The sequence below is a fragment of the Paraburkholderia pallida genome (assembly GCF_004524855.1).
GTDB classification, from domain to species: Bacteria; Pseudomonadota; Gammaproteobacteria; order Burkholderiales; family Burkholderiaceae; genus Paraburkholderia; species Paraburkholderia oxyphila.
In genome coordinates, this window is sequence record NZ_CP038149.1 from 2,387,585 (window position 1) to 2,401,525 (window position 13,941).

Annotated in this window: 10 protein-coding genes; 5 read left to right on the forward strand and 5 right to left on the reverse strand. The window is 63.8% G+C overall.

The genetic code is table 11. The annotated features are described in order from the left end of the window. Positions 1-63: 63 nt before the first annotated feature. Positions 64-1,350: a 4-aminobutyrate--2-oxoglutarate transaminase gene (gene gabT / locus E1956_RS25785; RefSeq protein WP_263458592.1), complete on the reverse strand. Its 1,287-nt coding sequence runs from the start codon at positions 1,348-1,350 to the stop codon at positions 64-66. Positions 1,351-1,501: 151 nt separating this feature from the next. Here gabT and pdxR point away from each other — a divergent pair, with 151 nt between their 5' ends. The 3 genes from pdxR (at position 1,502) to E1956_RS25800 (ending at position 7,209) form a co-directional block, all read left to right on the forward strand. Beyond that, entirely contained in the window at positions 1,502-3,214 is a 1,713-nt protein-coding gene (gene pdxR, locus E1956_RS25790; RefSeq protein WP_134754109.1) for a MocR-like pyridoxine biosynthesis transcription factor PdxR, read from the forward strand. Between the two features lie 443 nt (positions 3,215-3,657). Then, a complete protein-coding gene (locus E1956_RS25795; RefSeq protein ID WP_134754111.1) occupies positions 3,658-6,630 on the forward strand; it encodes a lysozyme family protein in 2,973 nt (990 codons plus the stop codon). Positions 6,631-6,633: 3 nt separating this feature from the next. Then, positions 6,634-7,209: a lysozyme inhibitor LprI family protein gene (locus E1956_RS25800; RefSeq protein WP_134754113.1), complete on the forward strand. Its 576-nt coding sequence runs from the start codon at positions 6,634-6,636 to the stop codon at positions 7,207-7,209. A gap of 181 nt (positions 7,210-7,390) precedes the next feature. Here E1956_RS25800 and E1956_RS25805 read toward each other — a convergent pair whose 3' ends face one another. The 4 genes from E1956_RS25805 to phnC all read right to left on the reverse strand — a co-directional run bounded on the left by E1956_RS25805 (position 7,391) and on the right by phnC (position 11,197). Further along, a complete protein-coding gene (locus E1956_RS25805; protein ID WP_134754115.1) occupies positions 7,391-8,227 on the reverse strand; it encodes an EamA family transporter in 837 nt (278 codons plus the stop codon). Positions 8,228-8,406: 179 nt separating this feature from the next. Next, positions 8,407-9,177 carry a phosphonate ABC transporter, permease protein PhnE gene (gene phnE, locus E1956_RS25810; RefSeq protein WP_134754898.1) on the reverse strand — a complete coding sequence of 257 codons (771 nt, stop codon included), beginning with the start codon at positions 9,175-9,177 and terminating at the stop codon, positions 8,407-8,409. A 128-nt stretch (positions 9,178-9,305) separates the two neighbouring features. Then, a complete protein-coding gene (gene phnD, locus E1956_RS25815; RefSeq protein WP_134754117.1) occupies positions 9,306-10,292 on the reverse strand; it encodes a phosphonate ABC transporter substrate-binding protein in 987 nt (328 codons plus the stop codon). 71 nt (positions 10,293-10,363) lie between these two features. Then, positions 10,364-11,197, reverse strand: a complete 834-nt coding sequence (phnC, locus tag E1956_RS25820; protein WP_134754119.1) for a phosphonate ABC transporter ATP-binding protein — start codon at positions 11,195-11,197, stop codon at positions 10,364-10,366. Between the two features lie 959 nt (positions 11,198-12,156). Between phnC and E1956_RS25825 the strand changes: the two genes are divergently transcribed. Together E1956_RS25825 and E1956_RS25830 are read left to right on the forward strand one after the other, a co-directional pair. Then, the gene (locus E1956_RS25825) at positions 12,157-13,191 is read left to right on the forward strand and encodes a M14 family zinc carboxypeptidase (protein ID WP_134754121.1); all 1,035 of its coding nucleotides are present in this window, start codon (positions 12,157-12,159) and stop codon (positions 13,189-13,191) included. Further along, positions 13,188-13,940 (forward strand): alpha/beta fold hydrolase, encoded by a 753-nt coding sequence (locus tag E1956_RS25830; RefSeq protein WP_134754123.1) that lies wholly within the window; start codon positions 13,188-13,190, stop codon positions 13,938-13,940. The genes E1956_RS25825 and E1956_RS25830 overlap by 4 nt, the downstream gene beginning before the upstream one ends. Position 13,941: the final 1 nt, after the last annotated feature.

Consider the following 13,941-nt stretch of genomic DNA (forward strand, 5'->3'; position numbering starts at 1 on the left):
GGAGGGCCCGCGCGCGGCGGGCCACCAAGTGCGTGTGCTAAGGCTGAAGTCGCGACGCGAGGCTTACGCCGGCACGCCCACGGCTTCCTTGATCGACTCTTCGAGGATCGCGAGCGCTTCGTCGAACACGTTGTCCTGAATCGTCAGCGGGAACAGGAAGCGCACGACGTTCGAGTACACGCCGCAGATCAGCAGCAGCAGGCCGCGGTTCAGCGCGGCGGTCTGCACGCGCTTGGTGAAGTCGGCGTCTGCTTCGTTCGTGCCCGGCTTGAAGAATTCCACGGCGTTCATCGCGCCCGGGCCACGCACGTCGGCGATTTGCGGCATTTCGGCCTTCATCGCGTTGAGCTTGGCCTTGAGCTTGTCGCCAAGCTTCGTGGCGCGCTCGCAGAGCTTCTCTTCTTCGATGATCTCGATCACCGCGTGCGCCGACGCCACGGCCAGCGGGTTGCCCGCGTACGTGCCGCCGAGGCCGCCAGGCGCTGCCGCGTCCATGACTTCCGCACGGCCGACCACGCCCGACAGCGGCATGCCGCCGGCCAGGCTCTTGGCGATCGTCATGAGGTCCGGCGTGACGTCGTAGTGCTCCATCGCGAACAGCTTGCCGGTGCGCGCGAAGCCCGTTTGCACTTCGTCGGCGATCAGCAGGATGCCGTGCGTGTCGCAGATCTTGCGCAGGCCGCGCACGAAGTCAGCGGGCGCCTGGTAGAAGCCGCCTTCGCCCTGGACCGGTTCGAAGATGATCGCGGCGACGCGCTTCGGATCGATGTCGGCCTTGAACAGCATCTCGATGTGCTTGAGCGAGTCAGCCGTGCTGATGCCGTGGACCGAGTTGGGGTACGGGGCGTGGTAGACGTCGGCCGGGAACGGGCCGAACGCGAGCTTGTACGGTGCGACCTTGCCCGTGAGCGCCATGCCCATCAGCGTGCGGCCGTGGAAGCCGCCTGCGAAGGCGATCACGCCCGGACGGCCGGTGTGGGCGCGGGCGATCTTGACGGCGTTTTCGACGGCTTCGGCGCCGGTCGTGAAGAACGCGGCCTTCTTGGCGAAGCTACCCGGTGCGCGCTGGGCGACCTTCTCGGCCAGCGAGACGTACGACTCGTAGGGGACGATCTGGTAGGCGGTATGCGTGAAGTGGTCGAGCTGCGCCTTGATGGCGGCGACGATCTTCGGATGGCGGTGGCCCGTGTTGCAGACGGCGATGCCGGCAGCGAAGTCGATGAAACGGCGGCCTTCGACGTCCCACAGCTCCGCGTTCTCGGCGCGCTCGGCGTAGAAGTCGCACATCACGCCCACGCCGCGCGGGGTAATGGCGTTCTTGCGGTTCTGCAGATCGGCGTTCTTGGTCACGTTCGTCTCCTTCGAAAACAGTGTCGGTTCGGTTGGCGGGTGGACCGGTTTTCGGTCCCATTCGGCCCGCACTCAGTCCATGCAGCGACTATACTCACCTTTGGCTCTAAATTTCAGAGCCATTCAGTAAAATTATTAGGAGCCAATTTCGATGCGAGCGAGTGTCCTGTCCGACTGGCTGGCCCAGCGGATCGAGCGCGGCAGCGGTCAGCCGGTCTACCGGCAACTGCATCGTTTGCTGCAGCAGGCGATCCTTTCGCGCGAACTGCCGGCCGGCGCGCGGGTGCCGTCGTCCCGGCTGCTGGCGGCGGAGCTGGGCATCGCGCGCAATACGGTCACGCAGGTGTACGAGCAGCTCGTGCTCGAAGGCTATGTGACTTCGGCGACGGGGCGCGGGACCTTCGTCGCCGATACTACGCCCGACGAGATCGTTGGCGCGGCGGAAATTGGCTCTCTGAGAACGGCTAAAAATGCCGTCGATTTTAGATCCGCACCCAATTCGATGACGGCAAGCCGGGTGGGTGATGCCGGCGTAATCGCAACTAACAGCCTCGACGCGCACACCTCGTCAGGCGCCCAGGGCGTCCCGCCAAGTCCGGCGATTCCCGTAGCGCAGGCCCATTCCCTTCGCGCGGATGCCGGGGAGAGCCCAGCAGGGCCGTTCGCGCCCACGCAGGCGCAGCGCACGGCGGCCCGTGCGCTCTCCACGCGCGGCGCGCGCCTGATCGCGGGCGCGGGCGTCTCGAAGCGCCAGGGCGGCGCGTTCATGCCGGGCGTGCCCGACGTCTCGCGCTTTCCGGCACGCATCTGGACGCGCCTGCACAACAAGTACTGGCGCAGCCTGCGCCCCGATCTGCTGACCTACGCGCCGGGTGGTGGCCTGGCGCTCCTGCGCCACGTGCTTGCCGACTATCTGCGCACTTCGCGCTCGGTGCGCTGCTCGCCCGAGCAGATCATCATCACGACGGGCATCCACCAGTCGGTGGACCTGGCCGTGCGTCTGCTCTCCGACCCCGGCGACACGATCTGGACCGAAGACCCGTGCTATTGGGGCGTGCGCAGCGTGATGCAGGTTTCGGGGCTCAAGCCGCGCCCGATCGCAGTGGACAGCGAGGGCATCAATCCGTCGGCGGCCGATTTCGCCGCCGCGCCGCCGAAGCTGATTCTCGTCACGCCCTCGCATCAGTACCCGCTCGGCATGGTGATGAGCCTCGCGCGCCGCCGCATGCTGCTCGAGTACGCGCGCCAGCACCAGTGCTGGATCATCGAGGACGACTACGACAGCGAGTTCCGCTACGGCAGCCGGCCGCTCGCGTCGCTGCAGGGGCTCGACACGGCGGGGCAGGTGATCTATGTGGGCAGCTTCGGCAAGACGCTGTTTCCGGGGCTGCGCGTGGGCTATCTCGTCGCGCCCGAGCCGCTCGCCGAGAGCTTCGCGACCGCGAGTGCCGAGCTTTATCGCGAGGGCCAGCTTTTGCAGCAGGCCGTGCTGGCGGAGTTCATCGCCGAAGGGCATTTCACCTCGCATATCCGCAAGATGCGCGCGCTCTATGGCCAGCGGCGTCAGGTGTTGCTCGATGCGGTCGCGCGCCGTTATGGCGACGCGTTGCCCGCGATGGGCGGCGACGCGGGCCTGCACGTGGTCATGCAATTGCCCGAAGGCAGCGACGACCGTGCCGTGGCCGAGGCCGCGCTCGCGCGCAATATCGTCGTGCGGCCGCTATCGGGCTATTACTCGGAGCGCGAGCGCGCGGCGTCGGGGTTGTTGATCGGCTATGCGTGCGTGCCCGACGAGGAAATCGCGCCCGCGTTCGATACGCTCGCCGAGGCGATTGATGTGACGTTGCCGATGTTTGCCGAGTGATCGCTTTCGATAACTTTTGGCACTGTTGAGCAATTGCCGGGACGCCGTCGAATCGACGGCGAGGTTTTCGCGAACACTCGCAGAATTCGAAGGGCTAGTAATAATTTTTATGCCTGACGGCTCCCGAAATAAATGAGTCTTGCATAAATCGAAGGTGTGCAGGATGGCGGTCAACTATCGTTATCGCGCCACTGTTCTGTGGCGTTCATGTTGATATGATCCCCGCGCTATCAGGCTGGATTTCCTGGGCCGGTTCTTCGCCGCTTTAATTCGATTTCGAGAGCGGATTTCCCGATCGATGCTTCATTGCTGCAATCCATTGCAGACGGCCCCGGTTTCGACTGACGGTGGGCGCGGCTCGCTGTTCTCCGGGTAAGTCGCCAGACGCCGCCCCGAATTGCCCCCCGTACGCGCAGCAGCAACAACGACCGATTCCGAGACCCATGAGCACGCACCCTCACCCGGCCCATCCTGCGACACCGGCTGCGCCCGCCGCCTCGCCGGCGCCCCCCTGGACCCCGTTGAACTGGGCCTTTCCGTTCACGCCGCTCGGCAAGGATGACGCCACCGACCCGATGACGTACATGAAGGCACTGGCGCAAGCGGACGACGGTTTTTATCCGCTTGGCGCCAGCGGGTTGTGGCACGGAGGCGTGCACTTTGGCTCGTCCACCGCCACGATGCTGAAGCAGGATACCGGCGTGCGGGCCATCGCCGATGGCGAGGTCGTGGCGTACCGGCTCGACAGCAAATATCCCGCGCAGACCTGGCAGGACGGCCACCAGGCGCTCTACTCCACGGGCTTCGTGCTGATCCGCCACACGCTGCAACTGCCGCCGGTGCCAGCGAAACCGGGCCCGGCCAGCCCGCAGGGCGCATCGGCGGCGGCGGCTTCCAGTCAGAGCGCAGCCGCTGCGCCACCCGCCTCCTCGCCTTCCGCTGCAGGCACGTCGACACCGCCGAGGCCCGCGCCGGACGAAACGCTCACGTTCTTCAGCCTGTACATGCACCTGATGGACTGGAACAGCTACCAGGCGGCGCAGGAGCAGGCCCGGACCGCGCAAGCCGGTGCGGCGAAGCTGAACCTGGCGCCGATGCCGTTCTGGGAGGGCGAGCGCTACTATCGCGTGGGCGACCGGGCGCCCAATATCCAGGCGATGCCAAAGCCGAAGACCCCGCCACCCGCGCCGGTAGACACGATTGACTACGACCTGCTCGGCGAATTCATCGAGGCGGGCTTTATCGCACCCCCAAAGCCGCCTGCAGCCCAGCCGGTTGACGACACCCCGCTGCCTGCGCCGGTGAAGGGCATCGCGGTTCGCGACCTGCCGAACGGCAAGCTCATCGGCATCCTGCCCAGGGGCGCTGAGCTCATGGTTTCCGAGACGGACCCGAAGCATCCCGGCTGGCAGAAAATCAGGGCGCTCAGGAGCGGTCAGCCAGTCAGCGCGGAGGTCGGGAAGCCGGTCTCGCCGCACGCCCCGTGGAGCTGGGTGTATGTGAAAGAACTCGATGCGGTGCTCGATCCGAAGCCGCTCGACACGGTGGTCGTGCTCAAGCAGCCGTATGCCGTGAAGGCCGGCGACGTGGTGGGCCAGATGGGGCACTACCTGCGCTACGTCGACGCGTCGCCGCTGCCGCCGAAGCCGACCCGGCCGCTGCTGCATCTCGAAGTCTTTGCCGGACCGGAACTGCAGGCGTTCATCGAAAAGAGCCGGACGCGCGCAAAGGACCTGCCGGCGGCGAAGACGTTTCTGGAGATTTCGCCCGGCGCGCAACTGGTGACGGACATCCCCCAGCCGGACAGGACGCTGCCCCAGAGCCCGGGTGGCCTGAAGCTGGTGCCGGTGGGCAACGCCACGGCCTCAAGGTGGGTCAAGGTCCAGCCGAAGACGGTGACGACGCCAGCCCCGAGCGCCCAGAGTGCCCATGGCGGACATCACGGGCATCCTGCACCGCGTCCGATACTGACCGACACGGGTCCCCAGGTGTGGGTGGAGGCCAGACTCGCGAACACGACGACCACCGGTGTCGTCAAGGTATGGACGAATTTCCCCCTGAACGTCTCCAGCGCGAAGGGGCCGGGCGCGGATTTCCGCGACGTATTCCGGCGCACCGATCTGGACAGGCTGGGTGCCGACAACGTCGCGATTGACGACAAGGGGCACCGGTGGTGGAACATCACGATCGGCACCCGGGACGGATCAACCCGGCAGGGCTGGGTGTGTGAAGAAAATCATCCGCTCGCACGGATGTGCGGCCCGTGGGACTGGCCTGGGTTCGAACTCGTCGACAACACCCGCTTCAGGCCGGTCGACATGCTCAAGCGGTATATCCACGTGACGGACCAGTATCTGGTTGATGAAGACAAGTCGGAGTTCGAGCCGGGCGCGCTGAGCGTGAACGCGGGGGATTTGATCGTCAAGCTCGAGAAGGCGATTGACGCGAACCATGATGGCAAGGTGACGGCGCAAGAGTTGAAGCACGCGCAGGAAACGCCGTGGATGGCCGAAGCGATCACGCATCTGGTGGTGCGCTCGGAGAGCGAATGGGGCGGCGGGCTGGGCAAGTGGGAAGAAATGTCGCCGCTGATGAAGAAACTGCTGTGGTTGTGGAAGGCTGAGATCGAGCGGATCGGGAAGCTGCAATGGTGGGAGCAGGCGGCAGGGATCGAGGGGTTTCCGAAGGAGCCAATGCCGTGGCATTTTCATCCGGTGGGGATGGTGGGGAATTTTTCCTCAACCTGTAGTGAGGAATGCAAGACGGACGTTTTGGATTTTCAAACTACCGAGGGGATGTTCTATTCATCGAAGGAAGCCTTTTCGCTTGTATTGAGAATTGAAGGATATGGCGAAACTCCGTATGTTCCAGGCGATCATCGAGATCAGTCTAGCGGTGTGACGATAGGATACGGTTATGATTTAGGTCAACAAGTTTCTGCACAAGCTGCTGCCGATCTAAATGGATTGGTGCCTCCAGGGCAAATTATGAGGTTGCTTGGTGCAATCGGAAGGCGCGGAGATCATGCTCGAGCACTTATCCCTTCTCTTTCCGATATAAGAATTTCAAACCCAAATGCGCTCGAATTGGCAAGGCGAATGAAGCGACGTTATGCACAATACACCGTTGATGCATTTCCGGGTGTCACGCGACTGCATCCACATTGTCAAGGGGCCTTGCTTAGTTTGATTGTGAATCGTGGGCCAGGCTTGGAGGATAAGCCACACCAAAAAACACGTGCTCAAATGAGGGAAATCAGAAAGGCAATCCAGGATAACAATCTGCCTGGTGTTCCCTTACAGCTACGTGCCATGAAGGTACTCTGGGACCCTGCAAGTCAGAGGGGACTTATCATAAGACGAGAAGCGGAAGCCCTATTGTTCGAAAAGGGCATGAACTGTAATTGTTGGAGATGATTGATGATGAAGATTTTTGTTTTTCTTGCAATATTTTTTGCATCTCATGCTGCCCTTTCGAAGGCGGTTTGTGGTGGCCAAACTAACTATGAGATTGAGCACTGTGCACGTTCAAATTACGAATCTGCCGACAAAGATCTCAACCAAAATTATAACAATATTCTGAGTAAGATGCCTGCAAGAGATAAGCAAGATCTCGTTGTAACTCAGCGATTATGGGTTGTCTATAAAGAGGAATATTGTCAATCCGCATATGATGCTGCTAGCCCCGGGGAAGAGGCGGCTATTGACAAATTGACATGTCTGACTTCGGTGACGGAGGCGCGAACAAAGGAAATTCGCTATCTCGACTCATCGGTTGGAATGGACGATTTTAGGCGATCGTTGGCGATTATGGCCAATCTTTATGAGCATGGGGACACTGGTAAGGTGATTTCGAGGTTGGTAAGTCAAAATTCAGATGGAAATGATCTGAATTGGATGAAATATGTGGATTTAAATTGCAGGATGACCGCCTCAAAATTGAGCGAGGAGCATAATGCCTGTGTAGCGCGACTGAATTTCTACAGAAATTGGTAGAGATTCATTGGAAATTATTTTGCGTGCCGCAATGCGTTTGTTTCATATGATCACAGGTCGATGACGGACGACGGCGTTCCGACCGCCTCGAACGGTCGTCAGTCCAGGTGTGAGCGCCACCTGATATCGAGCCTGCCTGCGTCCCTTGACGCGTCCAGCACAGTGCACCGCCCGAGTCCGCTCACATCCGTATCAACACCGCCCCACAAGTCACAAGCACACACGCGACCATGCGGCGCGCGGTGAGCTTCTCCCGCATGAAGAGCCAGCCGATCAGCACCGCGAAGATCGACGACATCTCGCGCAACGCCGACACCATGGCGATCGGCAGATAGCGGAACGCCTCGATCACGAGGCAATACGCGCTCAGCGCGAGCACGCCCGCGAGCATGCCGCGCAAGGCATTGGCCTTCGAGACGAACATCTGCGCCGCGCCGCCGCGCAGCTTGCAGACCACGATGAACTGCGGGACGTTCCAGAGCAGATAGACCCACATGATGTAGCTGAGCGGATTGCCGGCGAGGCGCGCGCCGAGGCCGTCGACGATCGAATAGGTCGAGATGAAGAAACCCGTCACGAGCGCCCAGGGCACGCTTTCGCCCGAGAAGCGCATGCCGCGCCTGAACGCGAGCGACATGATGCCGAGCGAGACGAGCATCACGCCGGTGGCGGCGAGCGCGTGCAGTTCCTCGTGCGCGAACACGAGCGCGCCCACGAACACGAGCAACGGCGAGAGGCCGCGCGCGATCGGATAGATCTGCCCGAAGTCGCCGCTACGGTAGGCGCGGATCAACGCAAAGCAGTACGCGAATTCGAGCAGCGCCGATGCCGCGATATACGGCCAGCTCTCGGCAGCGGGCAGCGGCAGCACGCAGACGCCAACGGCGCTCACGAGCACATAAGGCACCGAGAACATGCCGAGCAGCCAGACGCGGTCGCCCGAGAGGTGGAGAAAGGCATTCCAGCTCGCGTGCATGAGTGCCGAGAGCAGGACCAACAGGACGACGAAGCTTGCCATCGAACGAGCGCAATGAGTGGGAGGGGGCGGGGCGGTTGCGGCCGCAAGCGGTCGATTATTCCAGCGAATGCGCCGCAGCGCCAGAACACAAGGAAGGGCCGCACGAAGAAATAAGCGCGGGCCCCGTGGCGAATGCCACGGAATCCGCGCTGCGGTGCTTGAAGCGGAACGCGTCAGTGTCAGATCACGCGCGCGCGCAATTTCGCCGAGATGAGGTCGATCACCGTCACCACGGCGATCACCATGATCAGCACCGCGCTCGTCTGCGCATAGTCGAACGAGCGGATCTCTTCATAGAGCACGACGCCGATGCCGCCCGCGCCCACCATGCCGACCACCATCGCCGAGCGCACATTCGACTCGAACCGGTAGAGCGCGTAAGAGATCCACAGCGGCATGACCTGGGGCAGCACGCCGTAGATGATCTCGTCGAGCGGCGTGGCGCCGGTCGCGCGCACGCCCTCGGCGGGGCGCGGGTCGACGGCCTCGACGGCCTCCGCGAAGAGCTTGGCGAGCACGCCCGTCGTGTGGACCCACAGCGCGAGCACGCCCGCGAACGGCCCGAGCCCGACCGCGACGATGAAGAGCATCGCGAACACCATCTCGTTGATGGCGCGGCACGCGTCCATCAGGCGGCGCACCGGATGGAGGACCCAGCGCGGCGCGAGATTGTGCGAGGACATCAGCCCGAACGGCACCGCGCAGACGATGGCGAGCGCCGTGCCCCAGAGCGCGACCGCCACTGTCACCCACATCTCGTGCAGATAGGTGCGCCATTCGGTGAAGTCGGGCGGGAAGAAGCCGCTCGCGAAGATGCCCATGTTCTGCGAGTCGGCGAACAGATCGAGCGGGCGCATGTCCGCGCCGCGCCAGGCCGCGCCGAGCAGCATGAACACGATCGCCCAGAGCACGAGCGACGACCAGCTGCGCTTGGCCGCAACCGCGCTCATCTGGCTCGCGAGCGGCGCCGGCCTGGCCGGCGCTTGAGCGAGCGCTTCGCCCTGGCGTTGCTCAGGCTCCGCGCCCAGGCCGTCGGCGTGCTGGGCGAGCCGCGATGCGTCGAAGTCCATCGTGCCCATTACTGCTTCGTGGCGGTTGCGAGCGCGCCGATCTTCGCGTCGATGGCAGCGATCTGGCTCTTGCGGTCTTCGTCGGAGAGATGCGTGTCGGCGGCGATCTTCTCTTTCTGCTGGAACAGCGCGACCTGGCGAATCGGCAGCAACTGGGCGTCGGAGGCGGGCGCGAAGCCGGCGTAGCCCGTGATGTCGGCCATGATCTTCTTCTCCTTCGGATCGGTCTTGGCGTAGTGATAGAAGAAGTCACGCAGCTTCTGCTTGGTGGCCTCGGGCAGGTCCTTGCGCCACACGAGCGGATCGGACGGGATCAGCGGCGAGGTCCACAGCACGCGCACCTGCGCGAAGCGGTCCGGATGCTTTTGCTGGAGCGTGGCGAGTTCGATCGTGTTGTTGGTCGCGATATCGACCTTGTTGTTGACCACGGCGAGCAGGTTCGCTTCGTGGCTCGAAGGCAGCACCGTCTTGAACGCCGACGCATTCACCGAGACGCCGTGCTGCGCGAACAGGTAATAGCCGGGAATCAGCGTGCCCGAAGTGGAATTCGGATCGCCCCAGCCGAGCGTGAGATCCTTGGCATTCTTGAATACATCGTCGAGCGTCTTCACGCGGCTGTTGACGTTGGTGATCAGCACCGACTTGTAGCCGGCATCGCCGTTGGCGTAGAGCACCTTCGCGAAGATTTCGCCGTTCGAGCGGTCCACGGCTTCCATCGCGGAAGCATTGCCGAAGTAGCCGATCTGCACCTTGTTAAAGCGCATCGCTTCGATGATGCCCGCATAGTCGGTGGCGAAGAACGCGTTCACGTGCAGGCCGGTCTGGCGGTTCATGTCGTCGATGAACGGCTGCCAGCGCTGCTTGAGCACGGCCGACGAATCGGTGGAGATGATGCCGAAGTTGATGTCTTCCGCGTGAGCGGCCGATGCGCCGAGCGAGGCGAACGCAACGGCGCCGGCGGCGCACCAGGAGAGCATGGAACGGAGCAGTTTCATGGGAGAGGCGGAGTCCGTGTGGAGGGGGAACGTTTGCGTGATTTGGCTGCGGTGAGGTAATCGGGGCAGCCTCAGGCTGCCTTGGGCTGCGCGCCGAAGCACTGCGTGGCCGCGTGAGCGGGATCGGATTCGAGCAACTCGCGCGCGGCGCTGCCATAAAGCTCGTGCAGCAGGGCTGGCGTGAGCGCGGCGGACGGGCCGTCGTAGACCACGCGGCCGTCGCGCAACGCGACCGTGCGCGGGCAGTACCGCATCGCGATATCGACTTGATGCAGCGACACGAGCACCGTGAGCCCGTGATTGCGGTTCAGCATGCGCAGCATGTCCATCACGCGGCGCGACGACTCGGGGTCGAGCGAGGCGATTGGCTCATCGGCGAGAATCAGGCGAGCGCGCTGCACGAGCGCGCGGGCGAGCGCGGCGCGCTGCTGCTGGCCGCCCGAGAGATTGGCGGCGCGCTCGCCCGCTTTGTCGCCTATACCCACTTCCGCGAGCGCCGCGGCCGTCAACTCGCGCTCGCTGCGCGGAAACCATCCGGTGAGGCGGCGCCACAACGGCAGGCGCGCGAGCGCGCCAATCAGCACGTTGGTTTCCACCGTGAGCCGATGCACGAGATTGAACTGCTGAAACACGAAGCCGATATCGCGGCGGATGCGGCGCACTTCGCGCACGACGCGTCCGTTCTGCTGAATCGGGCGGCCAAGTATTTCGATCTGCGAAGGTTGCGGATCGGCGGCCACGAATCCGGCGATGTGGCGCAGCAGCGTCGACTTGCCCGAGCCCGATGCGCCGATTAGCGCGACCATTTCGCCGGTGCTTACGCGCAGGTTGATTTCGTTGAGGGCTTTGCGGTTTGCCGCGCCGCTAAAGGTCTTCGAGAGGCGTTCGATGCGGATTGCGTCCATGTCGATTCGTCATGTGGATCGGGCGCGTGGCCACGAATCCTTGATTGAGTCGGGGTCATTCTAGGAAGGGACTATGACGGTTGAGTGAAGGTGTCGCGACGTCTAGACGACTATATGTTTTTTTTTGCGCGGCTTTGCGCTGTGATGGCTTCGGATCATGTCGGTTGCGTGACAGTGTCAGCGCTTGTGACATCTGTGTGACGTCTCGCATGTGTCACGTGCAATGCGGCGTGATGCGGTTATATTGGCGGCAGATGTTCGCGGTGGCCCGCTTTTGTGCGGGAATTCTTTTCGACAGGGGCTTTGAAATTGTGATTTCTGGGGATGGGTGCGGGTTATAGTTACTTTCGCGTTTAACTTGTTTTCGCGGCGGGCCGCAAGCGTTGCCCCTGTGCGGGGCGGCACCTACTTTTCTTTGCCGCGGCAAAGAAAAGTAGGCAAAAGAAAGCCGCTCACACCGCCAGTGTGACGCAGTGGACCACTAACCGTATATCGGAGCGGCTCCGGAGCGTCTGCCATCACGGGACGTATTTCGGAGTGACTAAGGACTCATACCTCCGGCGGCGCTCCGCGCGCCGTGGGGCATAACCCAACACCGGTGGGGCGCATGCGTATTCACCTGCGCATGCAGCAAGGCCGGTTTTCCTTGCAGACCCTTCCGTCCGCGCGTAGCGCGTGGCGGGAAGGATGAGCCCTTTGTCACTACGGCGGAGTGTGCGGGGAGACGGATGCTCCGGAGCCGCTCCGGTGGACAGGGCAGTGGGGGACGGCGTCACACTGGCGGTGTGAGCCGCTTTCTTTTGCCTACTTTTCTTTGCGGCTGCAAAGAAAAGTAGGTGCCGCCCCGCACAGGGGCAACGCCTGCGGCCCGCCGCGAAAACAAGTTACCACCCAAAGCGTCAGCGCCACGAATAAAAGCCTATTGAGCCGCGGCAACGCTCAACCACGCCCTAAAACAGATGCCAGGACTAAGCTTCCTACCCGACAGCTTCGCGGAATACGAGGACCTGAAAACGCTCCTCGACGCAGGCGCACCGTGGTTCGACATCCGCAGCGCCGGCGAAGTCGAGGTCCGAGGACGCCCGTTCTCGCTCTACGTCGCAGCGGTAGGCTCTCGCGATCCCCAGGCCCCCGCCATCGGTTTTTTCGGCGGCATTCACGGTCTCGAGCGCATCGGCTCGCAACTCGTGCTCGACTACATGCGCGCGCTCGTCGGCCGCCTCGCGTGGGACGAACTGCTGATGCGCCAGCTCGAATCGGTGCGCCTCGTGATGATGCCGATCTGCAATCCCGGCGGCATGTGGCTCGCCACCCGCGCGAATCCGAACGGCGTGGACCTCATGCGCAACGCGCCTCAGGACGCCGACGAGCACGTACCGTTTCTCGCGGGCGGCCAGCGCGTGGGCTCCTGGCTGCCGTGGTATCGCGGCCGGCGCGGCGCGCCGATGGAGCCCGAGGCCCAGGCGCTCCTCAAGGTCGTCGATGAGGAGCTTGCGCACCGGCCGCTCGCGTTCGCGCTCGATTGCCATTCGGGCTACGGCTGGAGCGACAGCATCTGGTTTCCCTACGCGCGCACGCGCCAGTTGATGCGCCACCTGCCCGAGATGTACGTGCTCAAGACGATGTTCGAGCGCGCGCATCCGCATCACGGCTATACGTTCGAGCCGCAAAGCCACCAGTATCTGCTGCACGGCGATCTCTGGGACTGCGCGTACGACCGCGCCCCCGAGGCCAGCGTGTTCTTGCCGCTCACGCTCGAGCTGGGCTCGTGGCTGTGGATCAAGAAGAATCCGCGCCAGCTCTTCTCTCGCCAGGGCATGTTCAACCCGGTCATGCAGCACCGCACCGCGCGCGTATTGCGGCGTCACGCGAATCTGTTCGACTTCCTCACACGCGCCGCGTTTTCCTCGTCGCGCTGGCTGCCCCAGGGCGTGGCGCGCCAGCAGGTGTTGCAAAGCGCAATCGGGCACTGGTACCGGAAGCCGGGCGCATGACGGCGCGCTGGATCCTGCTGCGCGGCCTCACGCGCGAGTCGCGCCATTGGGGAGCGTTCGCGCCGTTGCTCGAGGCGCGGTGCGGCGCGGTGCTGCCCATCGACTTGCCGGGCAACGGCACGCTTGCGCATCTGCGCTCGCCTGTCGATGTCGATGCTTATGTGGACGCCGTGCGCGCCGAGGCGCAGCGGCAGGGCGCGCTGTCGCCGTATCGCGTGCTGGCGATGTCGCTGGGGGGCATGGTGGCAGCGGCGTGGGCGCGGCGCTTTCCCGAAGAGGTCGAGTCGCTCGTGCTCATCAACACGAGCATGCGGCCCTATAGCCGCTTCTATGAGCGCTTGCAGCCCGCTGCGTGGCCCGCGCTGCTGCGCGCCGCCCGGCACTGGCGCGGCGCCGATCCCGGCGGTATCGCCGAAACGGCGATCCACGAGCGCACGTGCGCGCGCCGCGACACGCTCGCCGCCGATCTCGACGCCTGGCGCGCCATCCGTGCGAGCGCGCCCGTGAGCCGCGCCAACGCGCTGCGCCAGTTGCTGGCGGCGGCGCGCTACACGGTGCGCGGCGTGCCGCGCTGCCCGGCGCTCGTGCTGTCCTCGCGCGCGGACAGCCTCGTCGATCCGGTGTGCTCGGCGCGCCTCGCGCAGGCGTGGCGGGCGACGCACCGCGAGCACCCGTGGGCGGGCCACGACCTGCCTCACGACGATCCGCAATGGCTCGTCGACGCGGTCTGCGCGAGGTTTGCCCCATAAT

What these genes read in the sequence shown, in the direction of transcription:
- phnE (WP_134754898.1), bottom strand. Translation starts at nt 9,177, where the DNA reads ATGAGCGCGGTTGCGGCCAAGCGCAGCTGGTCGTCGCTCGTGCTCTGG.
- pdxR (WP_134754109.1), top strand. Translation starts at nt 1,502, where the DNA reads ATGCGAGCGAGTGTCCTGTCCGACTGGCTGGCCCAGCGGATCGAGCGC.
- E1956_RS25800 (WP_134754113.1), top strand. Translation starts at nt 6,634, where the DNA reads ATGATGAAGATTTTTGTTTTTCTTGCAATATTTTTTGCATCTCATGCT.
- phnD (WP_134754117.1), bottom strand. Translation starts at nt 10,292, where the DNA reads ATGAAACTGCTCCGTTCCATGCTCTCCTGGTGCGCCGCCGGCGCCGTT.
- E1956_RS25825 (WP_134754121.1), top strand. Translation starts at nt 12,157, where the DNA reads ATGCCAGGACTAAGCTTCCTACCCGACAGCTTCGCGGAATACGAGGAC.
- phnC (WP_134754119.1), bottom strand. Translation starts at nt 11,197, where the DNA reads ATGGACGCAATCCGCATCGAACGCCTCTCGAAGACCTTTAGCGGCGCG.
- E1956_RS25795 (WP_134754111.1), top strand. Translation starts at nt 3,658, where the DNA reads ATGAGCACGCACCCTCACCCGGCCCATCCTGCGACACCGGCTGCGCCC.
- E1956_RS25830 (WP_134754123.1), top strand. Translation starts at nt 13,188, where the DNA reads ATGACGGCGCGCTGGATCCTGCTGCGCGGCCTCACGCGCGAGTCGCGC.
- E1956_RS25805 (WP_134754115.1), bottom strand. Translation starts at nt 8,227, where the DNA reads ATGGCAAGCTTCGTCGTCCTGTTGGTCCTGCTCTCGGCACTCATGCAC.